The following is a 21,475-nucleotide window of genomic DNA, read 5'->3' as shown; positions in this document are numbered from 1 at the left end:
CAGTGTCGAGAGGCGGTTGATGAGGCGGTATGGCTAGGCGGCATGGTGTCCGCCGTGGAGCCCACCGCAGCGAACCGGAGAACGCCGGTCCCCTGCGGAGGTTCGGCGGCCTTCTCGAAAGCACGGTTCCCAAACGTGTCGAACCCCCGAGGTTGCTGAACGTTCTCGTCGTCTCCGGAGTCATCCTCGGGCTGCTCCTGTTCGGGTACAGCACCACCCAGATCTACCTGCAGTTCGGCGGCGCGCCCGGCGCGACCGATGCGCCCGGACCCCAGGACGGGAGCGAACCCAGCCAAGAGGCCTCCGCCGAACCGGAGGGGGCCACCCCAGAGGAGGGCGGGTCGGGGCCGCAGACCCAGGCCGGGAGCGAACCCACCACGGTCGTCTACCGGATCCTGGAGTCCTCATCCCTGAGGTTCACCGGACAGATCACCGTCACCAACACCTCCACCAGCACGCTGGAGGCCTGGGAACTGGCGTTGGCGTTCGAGAGCGCCGAGATCACCGAGGTCCGCGACGCCGACTGGGAACCCATGGACGACGGCATCCTGGCCGGAAGGTCCGGTGCCGAGGCGGCGCTGGAGCCGGGGGAGTCGGTCGCGCTCACCTTCGACGCGGTCGGTGTCTCCCAGAGCCCGATCCGCTGCTCGCTCAACGGGCACGTCTGCCAACTCTGAGCGGTCCTGACGCACCGCGGACCCCGGGACCCACTCGGTCCTCACCGCTCCCACAGCCCCCATGAGCGACCCTGGTCACCGTGCCCGAGGCGGCCGGCGCATGACGAAGGCCCCCCGACCGGAGCCGGAGGGCCTTCGATGAAACAGACACAGGGGCGGGTTCCCTAGCGGGTCACCTTGCCGGCCTTGATGCACGAGGTGCATGCGTTCACACGCTTGGGCGTACCGCCCAGGCGGGTGCGAACGGTCTGGATGTTGGGGTTCCAGCGGCGGCGGGTGCGACGGTGCGAGTGGGAAACACTGTTACCGAACCCTGGTCCCTTGCCGCAGACGTCGCAGACGGAAGCCACGGTAACTCCATTCAAGCGCTCGGGATCGCGCACGTCGCCGCACGCGAAGGTTCATCCGACCGGGAGAGGTCGGGCGGACAGGCTGACGCGGACGCCAACCTTGGAAGAGTACACGAAGGAACTGACCGAAAGTGGAACAAGACCACTGGACGGCACCCGTTCGCGCAACGGTGGAACATGATGCGGCCGAAACGGGAGCACCACCACCGGAGCATCGAGATCAGCCACGCGGGCATGGCGAAAACGCGATGAACTCTGACGAGTATACCCCGGTTGGGAGTGCCGCTCGGCCACTCGCGTCGCTCCCGGGCGGCATCTCCTGGGGTCGGCACCTTCCGCGGCCGGCGACCGACCTCATCGGGCCCCACCCGTCACACCCGAGGTCTAACGTGGCGGGAGGATCGACGCACGAGTCCAGGACGGGGACGACAGTGAGCACCTGGGACGAGCCGCTGCGCAAGGGACCGCTCGGTGGCAGGACGGCCAAGGCCTTGGCCGACAAACTCGACCTGCACACCCTCGGCGACCTGCTGCGCTATTACCCGCGCCGCTACGACCGCCGCGGTGACCTGACCGACCTGGCGCTCTTGCGTGAGGGCGAGGACGTGACCGTGCAGGCCAAGGTCCTCGACGCCCGGCGCAAGACCATCCCGGCCCGCCAGGGGCGCCGCCGCATGGACATGATGGAGGCCACCGTCACCGACGGGACCGGCCGCCTGCACCTGACCTTCTTCAACCGCGGCTCCTACCACCAGGGCGCCCTGATCCCTGGACGGCTGGCCATGTTCTCCGGCCGGGTCTCCACCTTCAAGGGGCGCCGTCAGCTCGACCACCCCGAGTACGTGCTGCTCGAAGAGGACGGCTTGGACGGGGAGGCCGCCCGAGCCTACGCCGACGAGGTCATCCCGATCTACCCCGCGGTCAAGGGGCTGGACTCGGCCACCATCGCCCGGTCGGTGGGCGTGGCCCTGGACTACGCCGTGGACATCCCCGACCCGCTCCCGCCGGAGCTGCGCTCCGAACAACGGCTGCTCGGGGTGTACGAGGCCCTGACCCGCATCCACCGGCCCAAGGACATGGACGAGCTCAAACCCGCCAGGCGCAGGCTGAAGTGGGACGAGGCGTTCGTCGTGCAGATCGCCCTGGCCCAGCGTCGACACAAGGCCGGGGAGCTGCCCGCCAAGCCCCGCACCGGCACGAGCGAGGGCATCCTCGACGCGTTCGACGCCCGGTTGCCGTTCACCCTCACCGACGGGCAACGCGAGGTCGGCGACGCCCTGTCCGAGCGTCTGGCGGCCACCAACCCCATGCACTGCCTCCTCCAAGGCGACGTGGGCTCGGGCAAGACCCTGGTGGCCCTGCGCGCGATGCTGCGGGTCGTGGACTCGGGAGGGCAGGCCGTCCTGCTCGCCCCCACCGAGGTCCTCGCCCAGCAGCACCACCGTTCCATCGGCGCCATGCTCGGCGCCCTGGGGCGGGCGGGGCAGATCGACGGGGCCGAACACGCCACGAGGATGGCGCTGCTCACCGGTTCCATGGGTGCCGCCGCCCGCCGGGAGGCGTTGTTGGACGCCGCGTCGGGCGCCGCCGGGATCGTCGTGGGAACGCATGCCCTGCTCCAGGAGCACGTGTCCTTCGCCGACCTCGGGCTGGTGGTGGTGGACGAACAGCACCGTTTCGGCGTGGAGCAGCGTGACGCCCTGCGGGAGAAGGCCGTCGATGGTCGCCCGCACGTGTTGGTGATGACCGCCACACCCATTCCGCGCACCGTCGCGATGACCGTGTACGGGGATCTGGACGTGGTGGCGCTGACCCAGTTGCCCGAGGGGCGCGCCCCGGTGTCCACGCACGTGGTCCCGGCCGCGGAGAAACCCCACTTCCTGACCCGTGCCTGGGAACGCATCCGCGAGGAGGTCGGCCAGGGGCGGCAGGCGTTCGTGGTGTGCCCCCGGATCGGCGACGGCACCGACGGTTCCGGTGGTGGCGAGACCGGAGACGAGGTGGACGCGCCACCGGAGGAATCACCCCGGGGCGCCCGCCCACCGCTGGCCGTGCTGGACGTCCTGGCCCGTCTGAAGGAGGGGCCGATGGCGGACGTGCGGGTGGAGGCCCTGCACGGCCGGATGGTGCCCGAGGACAAGGACGCGGTCATGCGCCGGCTGAACGCGGGGGAGACCGACGTGGTGGTCTCCACCACCGTCATCGAGGTGGGCGTGGACGTGCCCAACGCCACCGTCATGGCCATCATGGACGCCGACCGGTTCGGTGTCTCCCAGCTGCACCAGCTGCGCGGTCGGGTCGGACGTGGCCGGCTGCCGGGCCTGTGCCTGCTGGTCACCGAATCGGAGGAGGGCAGCCCGGCCAGGGAACGATTGGCCGCGGTGGCCTCCACCACCGACGGCTTCGAGCTCTCCCGCGCCGACCTGGAGATGCGCCGCGAGGGCGACGTGCTGGGCGACGCCCAGTCGGGCGCCCGTTCCAGCCTGCGCATGCTCACCCTGGTCTACGACGAGAAACTCATCGGCCAGGCCCGGGAAGCGGCGACCCGGTACGTGGCGCGGGACGCGTCGCTGGCCGACCACCCGCCCCTGGCCGAGGCCCTGGCAGCCCTGCTCCCGGAGGAACGCGCCGAGTACCTGGAGAAGACCTGACCTTCGGTCCGGCCGGAGGTTGTCCACAGGCGACACGTTTCCTCTGGTGAGAGGAGGGTCCCCCGGTGTCGACTCGATATCGGGGACCTTCGGTTCCCGTCCACTTCGGCCTGCCCGAACGACTGGTCCCCTCACCCGACTCCGTGAGCGCACTAACGTGGTGGCCATGACCCGCATCATCGCCGGGGCGGCGGGCGGTCGACGCATCGACGCCCCCGACGGCCGCACCACCAGGCCCACCAGTGACCGCACCCGGGAGGCGTTGTTCGCCTCCGTCCAGTCCGACCTGGGATCCCTCGACGGGATCCGGGTGCTGGACCTGTACGCCGGGTCGGGCGCCATCGGTCTGGAAGCCCTCTCGCGCGGCGCGTCCCACGCCCTGTTGGTGGAGGCCGACCGCAAGGCGGGGCAGGTGGTGCGCGGCAACATCGCGACCCTGAGGTTGCCCGGGGCCGAACTGGTCGCGGATCGGGTGGAACGTCTGCTGGCGCGCGGCAACACCGGTGGCGCCTATGACCTGGTGGTGGCCGACCCGCCCTACCCGGTCACCGAGGAGGAGGTCACCGCGGTCCTCACCGACCTGGTCGATCACGGTTGGTTGGCCGAGGACGCGATCGTGGTGCTGGAGCGCTCCAAGCGCGGCCCGGAACCGACCTGGCCGAAGGGGCTCGAACTCGACCGCAGCCGCAAGTACGGCGAGGCGATCCTCTGGTACGCCCGCAGCGCTGTCTAGCGCCTGGGAGTCGGGAATGGGTTGAAGGAGACGCTGTGGCACCTACGGTGTGATGGCTCGTTCCTCGCAATCCCACCTCCGGCACCTCCCCGGGTTTTTCAGAGAACAGGGCCTGACGGCGCCCGAACGGAACCCCCCATGGTCCAGGAGCAGAACTCGGTCGGCGGGTCAGGGGAGGGTCATGGGGACGTGTTCCCCGAGTCCGCGCTGGGTGTGAATGTGGACACTAAGGGGGAGTTGCCCGAATCTGCGTGGAACCCAACCCCTACCATCGCGGTACCCGCGAGTAGTCATAGGAGAGGGGCGATCCACCGTGCGCCGAGTCGTCTGTCCGGGTTCCTTCGACCCGGTGACCTACGGCCATATCGACATCATCGGTCGAGCCGCCAAGCAGTACGACGAAGTCATCGCCGCCGTACTCAACAACGTCAACAAGCGGGGCCTGTTCACCGTCCCCGAGAAGCTCGACATGCTCCGCGAGGGCACGTCCGAGTTCGACAACGTGCGGATCAGCGAGTTCGACGGGCTGCTCGTCGACTTCTGTCGTGAGAACGGCATCGAGACCATCGTGCGAAGCCTGCGCTCGGTCAGCGACTTCGACTACGAGTTGCAGATCGCCCAGATGAACTACCGGCTCTCCGGGGTGGAGACCGTGTTCATGACGGCCAACCCGCAGTACTCCTTCCTGTCGTCCAGCCTGGTCCGCGAGATCGCCCAGCACCGCGGTGACGTCTCCAGTCTGGTCACTCCTTACGTCCAGGACAGGCTCAAGGAGAAGTACCTGGAGAAGCACGGGGAGTAAGGTCTCCGGCTCCTGATTTGGGTGCTCGGGGACATGGTAGGTAGAATCGTGGTTCGACCATGGGCGTCGCCGGTTCTCGGCGTGCGCTCAGGCCGGTCAGCACCACCGTGAACGACCGGCGCGCAAGCGCCGGCGAGCTCGTGCCCGGCCTCCGTAACCTCTTTTGAAAGCGCGATCACTCTGTCTCGTCTAGATGCCCGTGACCCGTACGTGGTCGACACCCGCCAGCTGGGCCGCCAGCCGGGGTCGATGCGGACCGTCAGCCGTATCGTGACCCTTCCCGAAGGGTTCGAAACGGCGATGGCGAGTGTGCCCAAGGGCCAGGAGATCGAGCTGGACCTGCGTCTGGAAGCCGTCATGGAGGGGGTCCTGGTCACCGGGACCGTCCTCGGGCGTCTGACCGCCGAGTGCTCCCGCTGCCTCGAACCCCTGTCCGAGGAACTGGAAGCCGGCTTCCAGGAGATGTTCCGCTACCCCGGGGACGATGAAGACGCCACCGCGGCCGGTGACGAGGACTCGGGCGACGAGGAGGAGGACTACTATCTAGAGGGCGACCTGCTCGACCTCGAACCGGTGGTCCGAGACGCCGTCGTGCTCGCGCTCCCACTCTCGCCGTTGTGCGGCCCGGATTGCCCCGGCCTGTGCTCCGAGTGTGGCGTCAAGCTCGCCGAAGCCGGACCCGACCACGGGCACGGCGACGGTATCGATCCGCGCTGGGACGCGCTTCGTGACATCACGGAGGACCCCGGCCGGCAGTGAGCTCGTGAACCGGTCGCCCACGGTGCCTCAGGGACCGACCGACCGGAGCACACCCTCCCCGCCACCGCGCGCGGGGTGACCAGATAAGCGACCTCCCGCGACCGCGCGGGGGTGACCCAGGAGGATTGAAGTGGCCGTCCCGAAGCGGAAGATGTCGCGGAGCAACACCCGGACCCGCCGTTCCCAGTGGAAGGCGTCGCGCCCGGTGCTGGTCAACTGCCCGCGCTGCCGTGACCCGAAGCAGCCCCACATCGCGTGCCCCAGCTGCGGCACCTACAACAACCGCCAGGTCATCAACCCGGCGTAACGATGTACCGGCCCCGGGCGGCATGCGCCCGACCCCGGTCTTCGACGAATACTCAGGCGGGGCGGAACCCATCGAGGGTCCGCCCCGTTGTCATGTCCAGGAGGGGATTCGAAAGTCCCGGTGTCGCCCGGTCTTTGTAGAGTGATCTCGCACAGACGGGGGAAGTCATCTTCGGTGGCACTTCGACACCGGAGGTTCCGGGTTCGCGGTGACTCCCGAGATCGTGGTGGCCGCCGGGGGAGCGCACGCTCCCGCGACGATCACCTCGTTTTCGAGCGTCCCGGTCGGGCCGAGGGATCCCCACAGCACTCGCGCGCTTCGGCGCGCCCGAACCAGGGAAGCGAACTCGCGTGGCCAGTCAACTCTCCGTATCCGAGGCGAAGTCGTTCCACAGGGCGATCGGGGTCGAGGTCGACCCCAAGATCCTGCTCCGCGCCCTCACCCACCGTTCCTACGCCTACGAGAAGGGCGGCCTGCCCACCAACGAGCGCCTGGAGTTCCTCGGTGACTCCGTGCTGGGCCTGGTCGTCACCGACACCCTCTTCCGCAAGCACCCGGACCTGCCGGAAGGGCAGCTCGCCAAGCTGCGCGCGGCGGTGGTGAACATGCGCGCCCTCGCCGACGTCGCCCGTGACCTGGGCATCGGCGGGTACATCCGCTTGGGACGCGGTGAGGAGGGCACCGGGGGCCGGGACAAGTCCTCGATCCTCGCCGACACCCTGGAGGCCATCATCGGCGCGGTCTACCTGGACCGTGGCCTGGAGGTCGCCTCGGAGTTCGTGCACCGTCTCTTCGACCCGCTCATCGCGACCGCGTCGGGGCTGGGCGCCGGCCTGGACTGGAAGACCTCCCTGCAGGAGCTCACCGCCGCCGAGCTGCTCGGTGTGCCCGAGTACCACGTGGACGAGAGCGGCCCCGACCACCAGAAGACCTTCCGCGCCACGGTGCGGGTGGCGGGGGAGAGCCACGGGCTGGGCGAGGGACGCAGCAAGAAGGAGGCCGAGCAGCAGGCCGCGGAGTCGGCGTGGAAGGCTATCCGCGCCCGCTCGGACGAGGCCGCCGCCCAGAGCGGGGAAGCCCCCGCCAGGGCCCCGAGCAACAAGGCCAAGGGACGGAACTGACCGATGCCCGAACTTCCCGAGGTCGAGGTCGTACGGCGAGGTCTCGACGAGCACGCGGTGGGCCGCCGGATCGGCGCCGTGGAGGTGCTGCACCCGCGTTCGGTCCGTCGGCACGTGCCCGGACCCGCCGACTTCGTCGGCCGGTTGGCGGGACGCGCCCCGACGGCGGTGCGCCGACGAGGCAAGTACATGTGGCTGGTGCTGGACAACGGCGCGATGCTGCTGGCCCACCTGGGCATGAGCGGCCAGATGCTGGTGCAGCCGCAGGGCAAACCGGACGAGAAACACCTGCGCGTGCGGCTTCCGTTGTCCGACGGGCAGGAGCTGCGCTTCGTCGACCAGCGCACCTTCGGCCACCTCCTGGTGGACGAACCGGGGGAGCGGATCGACGTGCCGGCGTCGGTGGACCACATCGCCCTGGACCCCTTGGACCCGGAGTTCGTCCCCGACGCGTTCGTACGGTCGCTGCGGGCCAAACGGACCGAGGTCAAGCGCGCCCTCCTGGACCAGTCATTGATCAGCGGTGTGGGAAACATCTATGCCGACGAGGCGCTGTGGCGGTCCCGGCTGCACTGGGCGAGTTCCACCCGGGGACTGAGCGGCGCCCAGGCCCTGGAGCTGCTCGGACACGTCACCGAGGTGATGTCGGAGGCGCTGGAGGTGGGCGGCACCACCTTCGACGGGTTGTACGTCGACGTCAACGGCGAGAGCGGCTACTTCGAGCGTGGACTGAACGCGTACGGCCGGCGGGACCGGCCGTGTGGGCGTTGTGGGACGTCGATCGTGCGCGAGGCGTTCATGAACCGGTCCTCGTTCAGCTGCCCGTCCTGCCAGCGGGCACCGCGGTCGCGGGCCTGACCGACGTGATGTGAGTGGCGGGCAGACCGCGGTCCTGGCCCGCTCGATGTGGCCCTTTCTCCATGGTCCTGCTCCTCTCACTTGCCGCTGTAGACCGGGAACGCGCTGGAGTCGCCGTAGTCCCGCTCGTTGCCGAGAATCTCGCCGTGCGCGATGGGGGAGAGTCGTTCAAAGAGTGAGCAGGACCTTGGTGGCGCGGCGCTCGTCCATCGCCTTGTAGCCCTCCGCCGCCTGCTCGATGGGAAGCTCGAGGTCGAAGACGACGCCGGGGTCGATCTGGTCGGTCATGATGAGGTCGATCAGCTCGGGGAGGAACCGGCGCACGGGAGCGGGGCCGCCGAGCAGGCTCACGGTGGAGAGGAATAGGTCGAGGCCGTCGAGCGCGACTCCGTGGGAAACGCCGACGTAGCCGACGTGCCCGCCGGGGCGGGTGGCGTGGATGGCCTGCATCATCGACTCCTGAGTGCCGACGGCTTCGATGGTGGAGTGCGCGCCGTAGCCGCCGGTGAGCTCCTTGATCTTCGCGACGCCCTCGTCGCCGCGCTCGGCGACGATGTCGGTGGCTCCGAACCGCTTGGCGAGTGCCTGGCGGTCGGCGTGGCGGGACATGGCGATGATCCGCTCCGCGCCGAGGCGCTTGGCGGCGAGGACGCCGAGGAGGCCGACGGCTCCGTCGCCGACGACGGCGACGGTCTTGCCGGGCCCTGCTTCGGCGGCGACGGCGGCGAACCAGCCGGTGCCGAGCACGTCTGAGGCCGCCAGCAGGCTCTTCAACTGCGCGGGGGTGGGCTCGCCGGGGACCTTGACCAGGGTGCCATCGGCCAAGGGGATGCGGGCGTATTCGGACTGGGTGCCGACCGAGCCCATCATGACCTGATGGACGCAGCGGGACTGGAAGCCGGCCCGGCAGATCTCGCAGGTGTTGTCGGAGGCGACGAACGAGCCGACGACCAGGTCGCCGACCTCGACGCCGCGGACCTGGTCGCCGATCTGTTCGACGACGCCGACGTACTCGTGGCCCATGGGGGTGGGGCCGTCCACGTCCTCGAGGCCGCGGTAGGGCCACAGGTCGGATCCGCAGACGCAGGCGGCGCTGACGCGGATGACCGCGTCGGTGGGCTCGACGATGGTGGGCTTGTCGATCTGGTCGACCCGGACGTCCCCGGGGGCGTGCATGACGACGGCGCGCATGGTTTCTCCTCGTACTCGTTGTTCGTTCACCATCAACGACACCACGGTTCGCGCGCGGGAGGGAGTCACGCTCGATGGGGGTACCGCGAGGGACTCCCTCGAGGCCAGGGCTCGGGTCTACCGTTGAAGGCATGGACAATCGGGGAGAAGTACGCGAGTTTCTCACCTCCCGCCGAGCGCGGGTGACCCCAGACATGGTCGGTCTGCCCGCGGGGACGAACCGCCGGGTCGAGGGCCTGCGTCGCAGCGAGGTCGCCACTCTGGCGGGCGTGAGCATCGAGTACTACACCAAGCTCGAGCGCGGCGCGATCAGCGGCGCGTCCCCTGAAGTGCTGGACGCGATCGCGAAGGCACTGCTGCTCGACGACGCCGAGCGGGCGCACCTGTTCGACCTGGCCCACGCCGCCAGCCCCGTGGCCCGGCCGCCTCGTCGGCGCAGCCCGAAGTCCTGGATCCCGCATGCGAGCTTGCAGTGGATGCTCGACGCGGTCACCGCCGGCCCCGCGTTCGTGCGCAACGGTCGGATGGACCTACTCGCGGCGAACGCACTGGCCCGGGCGTTCTACAAGGACGTCTACGACATGCCGGGACAGCCGCCGAACATCGCCCGGTTCACGTTCCTCGACGAGCGCGCCCACGACTTCTACCCTGACTGGGACGCGTTCGCGGAGGTTACCGTCTCGATCCTGCGCACCGAGGCGGGCCGGGACCCGCACAACAAGGAGCTGCACGACCTCATCGGAGAGCTCTCCACCCGCAGCGACGAGTTCCGCCGGCTGTGGGGCGCGCACAACGTGCGCCACCACGGCACCGGGACGAAGACCTTCCACCATTCGGTGGTGGGGGAGATGACGCTGGCCTACGAAGGTCTCGCGATGGAGGCCGAACCCGGCCTGACGCTCACGGTCTACACAGCCGAGCCCGGATCGGACTCGGGCGAGCGCATGCAGCTGCTTGCCTCATGGGCGGCCAGCGAGGAGCGCGAGGCGATTTCGCCCGTCGCCGACGAGCAGCGCACCGAGTCGGGCAGCTGACACACCGAGAACGAGAGGACACATCTCGTGAAGATCACCCTGCACATCGGCGACGAGCTGGTCGCCGGAGAGCTCTACGACAACCCCGTCGCCGACCAGATCACCGCGCTGCTTCCCTTCGAGGCCGACTTCGATGACTTCCACGACCAGGAAAAGCTCGCTCCCCTGGGACGCTCCCTGGACCTGGGCGGCGTCCCGAGCGCAGACGCGCCGCGACCCGGCGAGATCTGCTTCTACGCCTCGGGCGCGTACCTGGTCCTCTTCTACGCTAGCCCCGGCCGGTGGCCGGGCCTGGTCCGCGTGGGACGCTTCGACTTTCCCCTGGACAAGCTGCGCGCGCTGCCCGATGGCACCCGGATCCGAATCGCCTCCGCCGAGACGGCGTAGTGGCAGGGAGTCCTTCGGGAGAGGGGTATCGAGAGAGTCTCCCTCGGGAGCTCGTCCGCGCCTAGCGTGGACGGCATCGACACGAGGAGAGGGCGCATCATCATGACCACCATCGCCATCGTCGGAGCCGGGCGCGGACTCGGCCAGGCCACCGCCCGCCGCTTCGGCCGCGAGGGATTCTCCGTCGCGCTGATCTCCCGCACCCAAGAGAACGTCGACTCCCTCGCCGCCGAGCTTGAGGGTGTGGGCATCACGGCCGGCGGCTACGCGGCGAACGTCCGCGACCCGCAGGCGCTGCGCGCCGCCCTCGACGCCGCGGCCGCCGACCTGGGTCCCATCGAGGTGCTCCAGTACAGCCCGGTGCCCGCGAAGGAGTTCATGAAGCCGGTGCTCGAGACGACGGCCGAGGACCTTGTCGGCCCCGTCGAGCAGTCGGTGTACGGGCCGGTCACCGCCATCCAGCACGTCCTACCTGGTCTGCGGGAGCTGGGCCGCGGCACGATCCTGCTCATCAACGGCGGAAGTGCCGTCCGCCCCAGCGGTGGCGTGGCCGGCACATCCGTCGCCTTCGCCGGGGAGTCCGCATACGGGCAGATGCTCCACGAGGCGCTGGCACCGGAGGGCATCCATGTCGCGCAGCTGATCATCCCCCGCGGGATCGGGGGCGGCGAGCCCGACCACGAGCCGGACGCCCTGGCCGACCGCATCTGGGCGCTGCATCGGGACCGCGGCGCGTACCGCACCTTCGTCGGCGACGAGCCCGCATGAGAGTCTCCTCCCTCGCCCCCGGTGGGTCGTTGTGGGTGCTGACGAACAACACCGACGGCCGCGGCGACCCGGGCCCCGACGACGACCGCGTCCTGCGGTTCGACCCCACGGCGTAACCGGAAGGAGGAATCCGTGTCGCGCATCCTGATCACCGGGTCGACCGACGGCGTCGGCCGGGCCACCGCCGCAGCGCTCCTGGACGAGGGCCGCGAGGTCGTCGTCCATGCCCGCACGCCGCAGCGGTTGGCCGCCGCCCGGGAGCTGACCTCGCGAGGTGTGTCGAGCGTCGTCGGCGACCTCGCAGACCTGGACCAGGTGCACAGCCTGGCGGAGCAGGCCAACGCGTTCGGCCCGTTCGATGCGGTCATCCACAACGCAGGCATCATCGACGGATCGGCGCTCCTGCCGGTCAACGTCGTTGCTCCCTATGTGCTGACCGCGCTGGTCCCGGCGTCGCGGCTGGTCTATCTCTCCAGCAGCATGCACCGCGGCGGTCGGTCGGACCTCGCCCGCGCCGACTAGTCCGGTGTACGGAAGACGGCCTCCTATTCCGACAGCAAGCTGTTCGTCACGACGCTCATGGCCGCGACCGCCAGGCGCCGGCCTCGCGTGCTCACGCACGCGGTCGACCCGGGTTGGGTGCCCACGAAGATGGGCGGCCCGTCGGCGAGTGACGACCTCGCGCTCGGCCACGTCACCCAGGCCTGGCTCGCGACCACCCACGAACGCGAGGCGCTCGTGAGCGGCCGCTACTGGCACCACCGGCGGACCGAGGTTCCCCATCCCGCGGTGCACGACGAGCGGTTCCAGGACGAGCTGCTCGCCGCCCTCGCGCATCACACCGGCATCGACTCGCCCTACCACTGATCCTGAACACCGGAGCAGAAGGAGGACCTCCACCATGACTGTCACTTACGACTTCACCGGCAAGACCGCTTTCGTCACCGGCGGTAGCGCCGGCATGGGCGCAGCCACCGTCCGCGCGTTCGCCGAGGCCGGAGCCGCCGTCGCCATCATCGACCTCGACGGCGACGCCGCCCAGAAGCTCGCGAACGAGCTCACCGGGAAGGGCCTGAAGGCTCTCGCGGTCACCTGCGACGTCAGCGACGAGGACCAGGTCGCCGCCGCCGTCCGCGCAACCGTCGAAGCCTTCGGGGGCCTCGACATGGCATTCAACAACGCCGGCGTCATGCTGCCGCCGGTGGACTCGGCCGACGAGACCTCGGAGGCCTTCGACAAGATCGTCGGGGTCAACCTGCGCGGCGTGTGGGCTTCGATGAAACACGAGCTGAAGCAGATGCGCGAGCAGGGCTCCGGGGCGATCGTGAACTGCTCCTCGCTGGGCGGACTGGTCGGCGGCGACGGGCGGGCCGGCTACCACGCCACGAAGCACGGCGTGCTCGGTGCGACCAAGAGCGTCGCCCTGCAGTACGGACAGCGGGGCGTGCGCGTCAACGCCGTGTGCCCCGGCACGATCGCCACTCCGATGGTCGAGCGGATGACCGCCGGCGGCGAGCTCGACCCCAAGGGCGCGGTCGCCGCGATCCCGATGGGCAGGCTGGGCCGCCCGGAGGAGATCGCCGCCGCGGTGCTCTGGCTGTGCTCCGACGCCGCGAGCTACGTCACCGGCGTCGCCTTGCCCGTCGACGGCGCGTACACCGCGCAGTAGTCCACAGTCCGCCCGGCAGCCGGATGCCGGTCCGAATGAAGGAGCCCACCTCGATGGAGAAGACGACCCTCGCCACCCTGACGGCTGGGCTTCTTTCCGCTCTGGTACTGGCCGGCTGTAGCGACGGCCCCGACACAGGCGAGACCGCGACCGCGCCGCCGAACCAGAGCGCTGAGGCGACTTCCACCCCTTCCGGCTCTGCCTCTTCGCCGTCATCGTCGGATGTCCGCTTCGAGGGCACCATTGTGCGTCTCTCCGTCGGTGCCGAGACGGTGGATGTCACGATCGGTGAGGACACCCCGGCCACGCGCGACTTCGTCAGCATGCTCCCGATGACGCTCACCCTGGAAGAGTTCAACGGGCGCGAAAAGATCGCCGATCTGCCGCGCGAGCTCGAATGGGAGGGATCACCGGGATCGGACCCCGAGGACGGCGACCTCATCTTCTTCGTGCCGTGGGGCAACATCGGCTTCTATTACGACGCCGACGGGATCGGGTATTCCGACCAGACCATCCACCTGGGGACCTACGACGCGACGGAAGCCGAACTGGCTCGCTTCGAGGGTCAGGAGACCAGAGTCGAAGTGGTGGATTAGGGCGTCGGGGCGTCGGGGCGTGGGGTCGGGGTGTCCTCACCGATCATGACCTCGAAGGAGTCCCGTCAATCGATGAGTGCGGAGCCGAGCAGGAGGGCCCGCAACGGCCTCGGATCCTGAGGCCGACCGGCGTTGCGGGCGCGAGACCAGGCCGTGAATGCCTCCTTCTCCGTGCTGGACGTCCTGTGGCGGCCTCAGCCGATGGGCAGGGACGCGTAGTCCGTGTACCCCTCGGCGGAGTCGGCGTAGAACAGCTCCGGCCGCGGCTCGTTCAGCGAGTGGCCGCCGTGCCACCGCTCGACGAGGTCCGGGTTCGCGATCACCGGCCGGCCCACGGCGACCGCGTCGACGAAGGGGGCCCGCAGCAGCTGCTCCGCCTCCGCCAGCGAGGAGACGGTGGCGAAGCCGCTGTTGACGACCACCGGGCCGTCGAAGCGGGCCGCGAGCTCCTCCACGAGATTCCCGGCCGGTTCGCGGTGCAGCACCGAGAGGTAGGCCAAGCCCATCCGTCGGAGCCGGTCGAGCAGTCCGCCGTAGGTGGCGAGCACGTCGTCGCGGTCGGGCTCGAAGGCGTCCTGGTAGTCGTGCTCGGGCGAGATCCGGACCCCGACGCGGTCGGCCCCGACCGCCTCGGCGACGGCCGTCACGACCTCGACGACGAACCGGGCGCGGTTCTGTGCGGATCCGCCGTAATGGTCGGTTCGGATGTTCGACGCGGGGGAGAGGTACTGCTGGAGGAGGTACCCGTTGGCGGCGTGCACCTCCACGCCGTCCATGCCCGCGGCGATGGCGCGACGGGCCGCGGCGACGTGCCCCCGCACGACGCGGCGCAGGTCATCGGCTCGGGCACGATGAACGGCACCTTGCCGTCGGCGGTGTGCAGTTCGCCGGAGACCGCGACCGCGCTGGGGGCGATCACGCGCCGGCCGCCGTTGACAGCGGGGTGGGCGGCGCGGCCGCCGTGCATCAGCTGCATCACGATCCGCCCGCCCTCGGCGTGGACCGCGTCGGCGACGCGCGACCATCCGGCGGCCTGCTCGTCGGTCGCGATGCCGGGCTGGCCGGCGTAGGCCTGCGACTCGGGGCTGGGGTAGGTGCCCTCGGTGACGATCATCCCCAGGCCGGCGCGCTGGCGGTAGTGCTCGACGAGGAGCTCGCCCGGCACTCCGGACGTCCCGGAGCGGAGCCGGGTCATCGGGGCCATGACGACCCGGTTGGCCAGGTCGATCCCTCCCAGCGAGAGCGGGTGGAACAGATCGGTGGTGGGGCCGGTGGCGGCGTCGAGCAATTCATGTCCTTCGTGCAGGGGAAGGGTCATTCCCTACGGTCTGTTGCCTTCCACTACACCATCGCTCCCATGCGCGTGGGAGTCCCGGTCGGGGGAGGTACCGAGAGGGACTCCCACACCGGCCGCCCCGCGCCTAGCGTTGAAGGCATGCGATGGGCGGCCTCGCCGGCGAGCCCAAGGAGGGCGAGAGGACGGAGCGCCGGGAGCTTCAGGGCGAGCAGCACGAGACGCCGGCCGAGCTCGACCGCGTCTGGCCGGGCCCGGGAGAAGCACCGCAGTCCTACGCCTGGTGAAACCGCAGCGGCCAGGAATGGTCCGCAGTCCACAAGCAGTCGAAGAGAGGAGCATCGGTGACCCGCCCCTACGTCATCATCCACACGCACACGGCCATCGACGGCAACATCAACACCATCGACCAGCCCGGCTTCCACGCCGGCAGCCGGCACTACCAGGAGATCGCCCTGACCCCTGGTAAGCAGCAGTTGGACATCGACGCCTACCTCAACGGGAAGACCTCGACCGAGGACAACATCACCCACTACGGGACCCCCGACGTCGACGAGAACGCCGCCCCGGTGCCCGCCGGTGACTTCACCGCGGCCCCGGATGCGGAGATGTACTACGTCTCGATCGACCCGCGAGGAGAACTGGCCTGGGAGTTCAACAGCTTCGGCTACGGTGGCGTGCCCGCGCACGTGATCGAAGTCCTCACCGAGGCGGCGAGCAACGGATACAAGGACTTCCTGCGCCGCCAGGGCATCTCCTACATCATCGCCGGTGAGCGGCAGGTCGACTACGGGCTGATGCTGGCCAAGCTGCGCGAGCTCGGCGTCGAACGGCTCATGATCGGCGGCGGGGGCACCATCAACTGGTCGTTCGTCCAACGAGGACTCGTGGACGAAATCAGCATGATCCTGGCCCCCGTGGCGAACGGGGACCCGGACGCGCCCCGCTTCTTCACCGCGAGGGAGCCCTACAGCCCGATCCGGGACACCCAGTTCGAGCTCACCCATCTGGAGAACCTGGGTGAGGGGGTGGTGTGGCTGCGCTATACCCCGAAGACCGACGACGGAGAAGCAGCATCATGATTGCAGTAGGTTTCACCGGGGCATCGCCCGGGGGACGGCCTGCGCGAGACCATGGCTCTGGTGGTCGCGGCTGCGAAGCAGACCGGGGCGCGGCGGATAATCACGATCAGCGCGGGCGGCATCTATGAGGATCTGCCGGAGCCGTTCAACACCTGGGACCTGCGGATGGTGGGGGCACCCGTCCTGCCAGCGGGCACCGCGGTCGCGGGCCTGAGGCTCTCTGGAGAAGGCCCCGCTCGGGAACGGGCGAGGGTCCTTCGTCGACCCGGGGAAGGACGTTGGGGCGTGTCGGTGAGGAAAATGTCGCCGCTAGGTAAGGGAGTGACCCGGTCATGGGGAAACAGGTCGAACCGGTCCGACTGACCGCGTGGGTGCGCGGCAGGGTCCAGGGAGTGGGTTTCCGCTGGTGGGCCAGGTCTCGGGCGCTCGAACTCGGGCTGGCCGGTGCGGCCACCAACCTCGACGACGGTCGGGTGGAGGTCGTCGCCGAGGGCCCCGGGGCCGACTGTGAACGCCTTCTGGAGCACCTGAGGGGCGGCGGAACACCCGGTCGTGTGGATTCCGTGGTGGAACGTTGGTCCGTGCCAGGGGGTTCCTTCGACGGTTTCATCGAGCGTTGAGTATGATGGAAGGGTAACGCGGTTCGAGTCATCCACCGCAGAACGGCGCATCGCAGCCGTCGACGGTGGCTGCGGGCCAGGGCGGAGGGCGTCAGCGCCTCGCCGTCACCGGCCGCTCGCGGCGCCGGGGGTGGACCGATTCGTATCGTGCGAAACCACGTGCCCTGAGTCCTTACGGCCGGGCAGTGGTCGTTACGGACTGTTGTATCCAATCTTGACCAGCGGCGCGCATGGTGAGACTCTTAAAGACACATCGCGCAGCAACCACCCGTGACACACGGCCCACGGTCGTTCCATTCCACGGGATGTCGCACGTGCGCACAACCACTGGTCACTCAGTGTGGAGGACCCACATCATGGCGAAGGCTCTGTTCGGCCACGTCGGCGGCTCCGACCCTCGTATGGTCTCGGAGATGCGACGGCTTCAGAAGCGGGTACGCGACCTCGAAGACGAGATCGGTCGTCTTCAGGCTCAGAACGACCAGCTCAGCATGGCCGTCACCGACGTCGCCACCAGCGCGACCGACCGCGAGCCCGCGCTCGCCTGAACCAGAAATCACGTTCGTCGCCCGCACGGGTGGGTAACGAACACTGACCGCCGATCCACTGACGGGGACGCCGACAGCAGCACTGGCGTCCCTGGCCGGATCGAGCCCCCGTACTCCCGCCGCTGAGTTTTCCCTTCCCTTGGCGGCCTCTTTAAGCGTTGTACCCGGCGGACCGAAGGGCAACCCTGTGTGCCCGCCGGACCTTCCTCCGGATGTCAACCCCTGGCCGTGTCGGGTTTCTGCGCCCATCGGCGCTTCGGACCGAGCGGGTTCGCAAGGCCTGGCCGGCCCCTCCGATCAACCCGCCGGTGTTCGAACCCGAGCGCACGGTGTCGCAGTTCATCGGGGTCAGAAGCTCCCAACACCACCCTTCGGTCACCGCTTCGTGGCACCCTTGTCATCTGTCTCGTGGCGACCGCCCGTGGCGATAACGGTGACCGACGTGGGGGGTGCGGGTGTACCTGAAGAATCTGACGTTGCGAGGCTTCAAGTCGTTCGCATCGGCCACGACCCTTCGATTCGAACCGGGGATCACCTGCGTGGTGGGGCCCAACGGTTCGGGTAAGTCCAACGTCGTCGACGCTCTGTCCTGGGTGATGGGCGAGCAGGGGGCCAAGTCCCTGCGCGGCGGCAAGATGGAGGACGTGATCTTCGCGGGTACCTCCACCCGCCAGGCGCTGGGACGCGCCGAGGTCAGTCTCACCATCGACAACACCGACGGCGCGCTGCCGATCGACTACACCGAGGTCACCATCAGGCGGACGATGTTCCGCAACGGCGGCTCCGAGTACGCGATCAACGGCGACACCTGCCGCCTCCTGGACATCCAGGACCTGCTCAGCGATTCCGGTATCGGCCGGGAGATGCACGTCATCGTGGGCCAGGGCCAGCTGGACACCGTGCTGCACGCCGGTCCCGAGGAACGCCGCGCCCTCATCGAGGAGGCCGCGGGCATCCTCAAGCACCGCAAGCGCAGAGAGAAGGCGATCCGCAAGCTCAACGCGATGCAGGGCAACCTGGACCGCGTCACCGACCTCACCGCAGAGCTGCGCCGCCAACTCAAACCCCTGGGTCGTCAGGCCGAACTGGCGCGCAAGGCCGCCGTCATCCAGGCCGACGTGCGCGACGCCCGTCTGCGTCTGCTCGCCGACGACATCGTCACCCTCACCGACAAGCTCGCCAAGGAGGAGGCCGACGAGAAGGACGTCCTGCAACGCCGCGGCGCCGCCGAGGCCTCCCTCAAACAGGCCCAGGAACGCGAGGCCGAGCTGGAGGCGCAGGCCACAGCGGCCGCCCCGACCCTGGCCAGGGCCAATGACACCTACCACGCGCTCTCCCGCCTCACCGAACGCCTGGACGCCGTGCGCGGTCTGGCCACCGAACGCCACCAGAACCTGGTCGCCGTGCAGGGCGAGGTCATCAGCCGGCGCGACCCCGAGGAACTGGAGATGGAGGCCGAGGAGGCCGCCGCCCAAGAGGAGGAGCTGCAGACCCGCCTGGAGGAGACCCGCGAGGTTCTGGAGACGAGCGTCACCGAACGCGCCGCCGCCGAGGACGCCCTGCATCGGGAGGAACGCCGGTTGGAGGCCGCCTCCCGTGCCTCCGCCGAGCGCCGCGAGGGCCTCGTTCGCCTGTCCGCCCGGGTGGAGGGCCTGCGTGGCCGTCTGACCTCTCACGAGTCGGAGATCGCCCGGCTGGAGGAGGCCGCCTCCCAGGCGGCCGAACGCGCCGCCGGCGCCCAGACCGAATACGAGATGGCCGCCGAGGAGTCCGCCGGACTCGACGAGGGCGACGCCGAACTCGACCAGACCCAGGAACGGTTCGCCCGAAGCCTGTCCGCGGCCGACGCCGAACTCAACCGGCTCCGCGACGCCGAACGCACCGCCGATGGCGAACGCGCCGCCCTGGCCGCCCGCAAGGAGGCCCTGGAACTGGGGCTGGCGCCCAAGGACGGCGCCGGCACCCTGCTGGCAGCCGACCTCCCCGGCATGCTCGGTGGTCTCGCCACCCTGATCCAGGTCGAACCCGGACACGAGACCGCCGTGGCCGCCGCCTTCGGGGTGGCCGCCGGCGCCGTGGCCGTGAACGACCACGACAGCGCCATGGCCGCCCTGGAACTCCTCAAGTCCGAGGACGCCGGACGCGCCGGCATCGTCGTGTCCCGCGCCGTGCCCTCCGCGGAACGCGCCACCTGGCCGGCACTGCCATCAGGGGGCCGCTACGCCGCCGACGCCGTCACCGCGCCCGACCACCTGACCGGCGCCGTCACCGCCCTGTTGGACCGGGTGGCGCTGGCCTCCGACACTCGCGCGGCCCTGAACCTGGTCGCCGCCCTGCCCGGGGTGCGCGCGGTCACCCCCGAGGGCGACGTGTTCGCCGCCGAGATGGTGCACGGTGGCACCGCGGCGGCGCCCAGCCTGCTGGAAGTGCAGGCCGCGGTCGACGAGGCCGCCGAACGGCTGGAGACCGCCACCGAGACCGCCAAGCGGGTCGCGGTCGACCTGGACGCGGCCAAGCGTGAACGCGCCGACATCGCCCAGGCCGCGGAGGAGCTCACCACCCGCCGTCGGCAGAGCGACCGCAAACGCAATGAGTCCGCCCAACGTCTGGGCAAGCTCGGCGGGCAGGCGCGTTCGGCCGAGGCCGAGTCCGAGCGTTACCAGGCGGCCGCGACCAAGGCCAACGCGGTGCGCGACGAGGACGCTCTGAAACTGGCGGCGATGGAGGCCGAGCTGGCCGAGGCCGAGGAGGTCGCCGTCGCCGTGGAGGAGGAGGCGCCCGACGCCGACCACCGCGACGAACTCGCCGCGTTGGCCTCCCGCGCACGCGCTACCGAGATGGAACGCCGCCTGGCGGTGCGCACCGCAGAGGAGCGCGCCAGGTCCATCGCGGGCAGGGCGGACGCGCTGCTCGCTCAGGCCGCGGAGGAACGCCGGGCCGTCGAACGCGAGGCCGAACGCCGACGCGGCCGGGCCGCTCAGGCCACCGTCGCCGAAGCCGTCGTCGAGAGTGCCCGCCTGGCCCTGGGACGCATCGCGTTGTCGGTGGCCACGGCCGAGACCGAACGCGCCACCGCCGAGGCCGAGCGCGAGGCGCGCGACGGCGAGCTCAAGACGGTCCGGGCCCGGGTGCGCGAACTCTCCGTCGACCTGGAGAAGCTCACCAGCTCCGCGCACAGTGGAGAGGTGGCACGCGCCGAGCGTCGACTCCGTCTGGAACAGCTGGAGACCAAGGCCATGGAGGAGCTGGGCGTGGACGTGCCCACCCTCGTCGCCGAGTACGGTCCACGCGTGGCGGTACCACCGCCCACGGACGCGGGCGAGGACGCGGTTCCGCTGCCGTACGTGCGCGAGGTGCAGGCCAAGCGCCTCAAAGCGGCCGAACGGCAGCTCAACCAGCTCGGCAAGATCAACCCGCTGGCCTTGGAGGAGTTCGCGGCGTTGGAGGAGCGGCACGCGTTCCTCAACGCGCAGCTGGAGGACCTGAAGAAGACCCGCCGCGACCTGATGGACATCGTCGCCGAGGTCGACGCCCGGGTGCAGGAGGTGTTCTCCTCCGCCTACCTGGACGTCGAACGCGAGTTCGCGGCGATCTTCGGCCGCCTGTTCCCCGGTGGTGAGGGCAAGCTGGTGCTCACCACGCCGGAGGACATGCTGACCACCGGTATCGAGGTGGAGGCCCGCCCGCCGGGCAAGAAGGTCAAGCGGCTGTCGCTGCTGTCGGGCGGGGAGCGTTCGCTGACCGCGGTGGCGTTCCTCGCGGCGATCTTCAAGGCGCGTCCGTCGCCGTTCTACGTGATGGACGAGGTCGAGGCGGCCCTGGACGACACCAACCTCCAGCGGCTGCTGGTGATCTTCGAGGAACTGAGGGAGTCGTCGCAGCTCATCGTGATCACCCACCAGAAGCGCACCATGGAGGCGGCCGACGCGCTGTACGGCGTCACCATGCAGGGCGACGGTATCTCCCAGGTGATCAGCCAGAAGCTGGAACGCCCGGTGTCCTGACGCGGCACGGGCCATCGCGTCCGG

23 protein-coding genes and 1 pseudogene are annotated in these 21,475 nt (G+C 69.7%); 20 read left to right on the top strand and 4 right to left on the bottom strand.

The window, feature by feature from the left end:
* The first annotated feature begins 29 nt into the window (after positions 1 to 29).
* Positions 30 to 677 carry a cellulose binding domain-containing protein gene (locus BQ8420_RS04575; RefSeq protein ID WP_087096554.1) on the top strand — a complete coding sequence of 216 codons (648 nt, stop codon included), beginning with the start codon at positions 30 to 32 and terminating at the stop codon, positions 675 to 677.
* 164 nt (positions 678 to 841) lie between these two features.
* Here the strand turns inward: BQ8420_RS04575 and rpmB are convergent, their stop codons facing one another.
* A complete protein-coding gene (gene rpmB, locus BQ8420_RS04570) occupies positions 842 to 1,027 on the bottom strand; it encodes a 50S ribosomal protein L28 (protein ID WP_087096553.1) in 186 nt (61 codons plus the stop codon).
* Positions 1,028 to 1,458: 431 nt separating this feature from the next.
* Here rpmB and recG point away from each other — a divergent pair, with 431 nt between their 5' ends.
* The 7 genes from recG (at position 1,459) to mutM (ending at position 8,258) form a co-directional block, all read left to right on the top strand.
* Positions 1,459 to 3,678 (top strand): ATP-dependent DNA helicase RecG, encoded by a 2,220-nt coding sequence (gene recG / locus BQ8420_RS04565; protein WP_087096552.1) that lies wholly within the window; start codon positions 1,459 to 1,461, stop codon positions 3,676 to 3,678.
* A 166-nt stretch (positions 3,679 to 3,844) separates the two neighbouring features.
* Positions 3,845 to 4,411, top strand: a complete 567-nt coding sequence (rsmD, locus tag BQ8420_RS04560; protein ID WP_087096551.1) for a 16S rRNA (guanine(966)-N(2))-methyltransferase RsmD — start codon at positions 3,845 to 3,847, stop codon at positions 4,409 to 4,411.
* Positions 4,412 to 4,724: 313 nt separating this feature from the next.
* Positions 4,725 to 5,213: a pantetheine-phosphate adenylyltransferase gene (gene coaD, locus BQ8420_RS04555; RefSeq protein WP_087096550.1), complete on the top strand. Its 489-nt coding sequence runs from the start codon at positions 4,725 to 4,727 to the stop codon at positions 5,211 to 5,213.
* Positions 5,214 to 5,423: 210 nt separating this feature from the next.
* Complete coding sequence (locus BQ8420_RS04550) at positions 5,424 to 5,972, top strand: DUF177 domain-containing protein (protein WP_087096549.1); 549 nt, start codon at positions 5,424 to 5,426, stop codon at positions 5,970 to 5,972.
* Between the two features lie 130 nt (positions 5,973 to 6,102).
* Positions 6,103 to 6,279, top strand: coding sequence for a 50S ribosomal protein L32 (gene rpmF / locus BQ8420_RS04545; protein ID WP_017545944.1), 177 nt, complete (start codon positions 6,103 to 6,105; stop codon positions 6,277 to 6,279).
* 350 nt (positions 6,280 to 6,629) lie between these two features.
* On the top strand, positions 6,630 to 7,400 hold the full coding sequence (gene rnc / locus BQ8420_RS04540) for a ribonuclease III (protein ID WP_087096548.1): 771 nt from the start codon (positions 6,630 to 6,632) through the stop codon (positions 7,398 to 7,400).
* 3 nt (positions 7,401 to 7,403) lie between these two features.
* Positions 7,404 to 8,258: a bifunctional DNA-formamidopyrimidine glycosylase/DNA-(apurinic or apyrimidinic site) lyase gene (mutM, locus tag BQ8420_RS04535; protein WP_087096547.1), complete on the top strand. Its 855-nt coding sequence runs from the start codon at positions 7,404 to 7,406 to the stop codon at positions 8,256 to 8,258.
* A 168-nt stretch (positions 8,259 to 8,426) separates the two neighbouring features.
* On the opposite strand, the gene BQ8420_RS04530 is transcribed toward mutM, so the two are convergent.
* On the bottom strand, positions 8,427 to 9,449 hold the full coding sequence (locus tag BQ8420_RS04530) for a zinc-dependent alcohol dehydrogenase family protein (protein ID WP_087096546.1): 1,023 nt from the start codon (positions 9,447 to 9,449) through the stop codon (positions 8,427 to 8,429).
* 131 nt (positions 9,450 to 9,580) lie between these two features.
* Between BQ8420_RS04530 and BQ8420_RS04525 the strand changes: the two genes are divergently transcribed.
* The 7 genes from BQ8420_RS04525 (at position 9,581) to BQ8420_RS04500 (ending at position 13,903) form a co-directional block, all read left to right on the top strand.
* A complete protein-coding gene (locus tag BQ8420_RS04525) occupies positions 9,581 to 10,483 on the top strand; it encodes a helix-turn-helix transcriptional regulator (protein WP_087096545.1) in 903 nt (300 codons plus the stop codon).
* A 27-nt stretch (positions 10,484 to 10,510) separates the two neighbouring features.
* Positions 10,511 to 10,870: a cyclophilin-like fold protein gene (locus BQ8420_RS04520; protein ID WP_087096544.1), complete on the top strand. Its 360-nt coding sequence runs from the start codon at positions 10,511 to 10,513 to the stop codon at positions 10,868 to 10,870.
* 102 nt (positions 10,871 to 10,972) lie between these two features.
* Positions 10,973 to 11,638, top strand: coding sequence for an SDR family NAD(P)-dependent oxidoreductase (locus tag BQ8420_RS04515; protein WP_087096543.1), 666 nt, complete (start codon positions 10,973 to 10,975; stop codon positions 11,636 to 11,638).
* Positions 11,639 to 11,770: 132 nt separating this feature from the next.
* On the top strand, positions 11,771 to 12,160 hold the full coding sequence (locus BQ8420_RS32225) for an SDR family NAD(P)-dependent oxidoreductase (RefSeq protein WP_200815793.1): 390 nt from the start codon (positions 11,771 to 11,773) through the stop codon (positions 12,158 to 12,160).
* An 87-nt stretch (positions 12,161 to 12,247) separates the two neighbouring features.
* Positions 12,248 to 12,505, top strand: coding sequence for a hypothetical protein (locus BQ8420_RS32220; RefSeq protein WP_200815792.1), 258 nt, complete (start codon positions 12,248 to 12,250; stop codon positions 12,503 to 12,505).
* A 34-nt stretch (positions 12,506 to 12,539) separates the two neighbouring features.
* Positions 12,540 to 13,307: an SDR family NAD(P)-dependent oxidoreductase gene (locus BQ8420_RS04505; protein ID WP_087096542.1), complete on the top strand. Its 768-nt coding sequence runs from the start codon at positions 12,540 to 12,542 to the stop codon at positions 13,305 to 13,307.
* Between the two features lie 53 nt (positions 13,308 to 13,360).
* Positions 13,361 to 13,903 (top strand): cyclophilin-like fold protein, encoded by a 543-nt coding sequence (locus tag BQ8420_RS04500; protein WP_087096541.1) that lies wholly within the window; start codon positions 13,361 to 13,363, stop codon positions 13,901 to 13,903.
* A gap of 194 nt (positions 13,904 to 14,097) precedes the next feature.
* On the opposite strand, the gene BQ8420_RS32570 is transcribed toward BQ8420_RS04500, so the two are convergent.
* Both BQ8420_RS32570 and BQ8420_RS32995 read right to left on the bottom strand, forming a co-directional pair.
* Positions 14,098 to 14,928 (bottom strand): hypothetical protein, encoded by an 831-nt coding sequence (locus BQ8420_RS32570; protein ID WP_255404809.1) that lies wholly within the window; start codon positions 14,926 to 14,928, stop codon positions 14,098 to 14,100.
* Positions 14,820 to 15,221 (bottom strand): annotated as a pseudogene (locus BQ8420_RS32995) (hypothetical protein); the annotation flags it as partial. The gene BQ8420_RS32570 and the pseudogene BQ8420_RS32995, both read right to left, overlap by 109 nt.
* Positions 15,222 to 15,541: 320 nt before the next feature.
* Here BQ8420_RS32995 and BQ8420_RS04490 point away from each other — a divergent pair.
* The 5 genes from BQ8420_RS04490 (at position 15,542) to smc (ending at position 21,451) form a co-directional block, all read left to right on the top strand.
* Positions 15,542 to 16,279, top strand: a complete 738-nt coding sequence (locus tag BQ8420_RS04490; protein ID WP_087096540.1) for a dihydrofolate reductase family protein — start codon at positions 15,542 to 15,544, stop codon at positions 16,277 to 16,279.
* Positions 16,280 to 16,318: 39 nt separating this feature from the next.
* On the top strand, positions 16,319 to 16,642 hold the full coding sequence (locus BQ8420_RS33185; protein WP_369825469.1) for an NAD(P)H-binding protein: 324 nt from the start codon (positions 16,319 to 16,321) through the stop codon (positions 16,640 to 16,642).
* Positions 16,612 to 16,899 carry an acylphosphatase gene (locus BQ8420_RS04485; RefSeq protein WP_087096539.1) on the top strand — a complete coding sequence of 96 codons (288 nt, stop codon included), beginning with the start codon at positions 16,612 to 16,614 and terminating at the stop codon, positions 16,897 to 16,899. The genes BQ8420_RS33185 and BQ8420_RS04485 overlap by 31 nt, the downstream gene beginning before the upstream one ends.
* Positions 16,900 to 17,255: 356 nt before the next feature.
* Positions 17,256 to 17,447: a hypothetical protein gene (locus BQ8420_RS04480; RefSeq protein WP_067601834.1), complete on the top strand. Its 192-nt coding sequence runs from the start codon at positions 17,256 to 17,258 to the stop codon at positions 17,445 to 17,447.
* A 455-nt stretch (positions 17,448 to 17,902) separates the two neighbouring features.
* Positions 17,903 to 21,451, top strand: coding sequence for a chromosome segregation protein SMC (smc, locus tag BQ8420_RS04475; RefSeq protein WP_087096598.1), 3,549 nt, complete (start codon positions 17,903 to 17,905; stop codon positions 21,449 to 21,451).
* Positions 21,452 to 21,475 lie beyond the last annotated feature (24 nt).

The organism is Nocardiopsis sp. JB363, from assembly GCF_900143625.1.
Taxonomy (GTDB): domain Bacteria; phylum Actinomycetota; class Actinomycetes; order Streptosporangiales; family Streptosporangiaceae; genus Nocardiopsis.
The sequence above is the reverse complement of the archived record's forward strand: the minus strand, read 5'-3'. Positions and strand labels throughout refer to the sequence as shown.